Here is a 1,464-nt window from a genome sequence, read left to right as displayed (position 1 = left end):
GGCCGCCAGAGCGCGCGAACGGCAGATATCCCAGCTCATCGAGCACCACCAGGTCGAGCCGCGAGAGCTGTCCCGCCAGGGTCCCGCCCTTGCCGATCCGGGTCTCCTCTTCGAGGCGTGTCACCAGTTCCGATCTTGAACATCGTGCTCACGGTGGTCTTCTTCGCGATGTTCCCCGTCATCTTTCCGCTCTTCCTGCTGCCCCAAACCGGGCTGAGCACGCTGAAGGGCTATGCGATGGGGTTCTTCTATCTCGCGTCCTGGGGGCCGCTCTACGTCATCCTGCATATGATCTGTATGACCCGCGCCGAGACTGCCGCGAACGGCGTGGCTGGCGGAGGAATGTCGCTGGGAAGCTATGCCGGAATCGGTGCGGTGAACGGGGAGACGGCGACGATCGCCGGCTTCATGCTGATGAGCATCCCGTTCCTTGCGGCCGGCCTGGCCCGCGGTGCCATGTCGATCGCCGGGCAGGCGACATCGATGCTCGCGCCAGCGCAGAACGCAGCCGAGGCTGCCGCGCTCGAGCAGACTACCGGCAATTACTCCTACGGCAATGTGAGTTGGGCGAACTCGACCTCGAACATGCGACAGGCCGACCAGTGGTCAACCGCCCCCAGCTTCATGGGCGGCGCGGCGAGTGTCGGATGGCGCCAGGATAACGGCGCGCTCATCAACGGGTTCGGCAACGGCCAAGAGGTGTTCGATACCGGCGGGGCGATCTCACGGCTCTCGTTCACTCCGACGGCCACGACTGGCACGGTTGCCGAATGGCGTGAGATGGCGAGCGAGGCCCACCGACAATCACAGGCGTACGACAACGCGGCGCAGGAGATGCTCACCTGGACAAAAACCGACCGCAGCGCCTACGGCACGTCCAGCGAGCGATCTTCGGGATGGGATTCGAGCAGTGGCCGCGCGGCCAACACCTCGATCGAGCAGTTCGACCGCACGACAGGAAGCAGCTCGCAGGGTCTGGAGGATCGGTCGTCAACCGGCCAGAGCCTGGCGGTGTCGAACGGCCATGATCGGTCCGCGGGCACACTGGACCAAGTGTCCGGTTCCATATCGGCCGGCCTTCCGCAGGGTGCAGGCGGCTCCAAGGGCGGCATCGGACGAGTTCTTGGCCGCCTCCCCGGCATTAGTGGCAGTGTGTCTAAGCAAGGGCAGCAGCAGGACACCCTTCGTCATGGAACCACCGATTCTCGCTCCTCTGACAGTTCCAGCACTGCGAGCAGCGGTGTGCGGGACGAGCATTCCAACGGCACGGGTGCGACATCTTCGGATGGCACCTACGATCGGTCTGGAGTGTTCAGTCGGGCGGCGACAACGTCAAGTTCGTAAGCGCCGACGGAACGCGGCCTTGTTGCCGGCGCCGGAATAGGAAAGCTCGCGGCCTTTGAGGAGGCGTGAGCATGGACATCGAGCAATCAAATGAGCCTCGTATGAGCGGTCGCGGTGATG

At 64.3% G+C, this 1,464-nt stretch carries 2 pseudogenes; one reads left to right on the top strand and one right to left on the bottom strand.

Annotated features, from left to right (window positions below):
* A pseudogene (locus ACFQ24_RS03955) lies at window positions 1-130 on the bottom strand (ATP-binding protein); the annotation flags it as partial.
* Between ACFQ24_RS03955 and ACFQ24_RS03950 the strand changes: the two are divergent.
* A pseudogene (locus ACFQ24_RS03950) lies at window positions 127-1,341 on the top strand (conjugal transfer protein TraG N-terminal domain-containing protein); the annotation flags it as partial. The pseudogenes ACFQ24_RS03955 and ACFQ24_RS03950 sit on opposite strands and share 4 nt — an antisense overlap.
* Window positions 1,342-1,464: the final 123 nt, after the last annotated feature.

It is taken from the genome of Sphingobium olei (genome assembly GCF_042678845.1).
GTDB lineage: Bacteria > Pseudomonadota > Alphaproteobacteria > Sphingomonadales > Sphingomonadaceae > Sphingobium > Sphingobium olei.
Note: the sequence above shows the minus strand (reverse complement) of the source record. Positions and strands in the feature narration are given on the sequence as shown.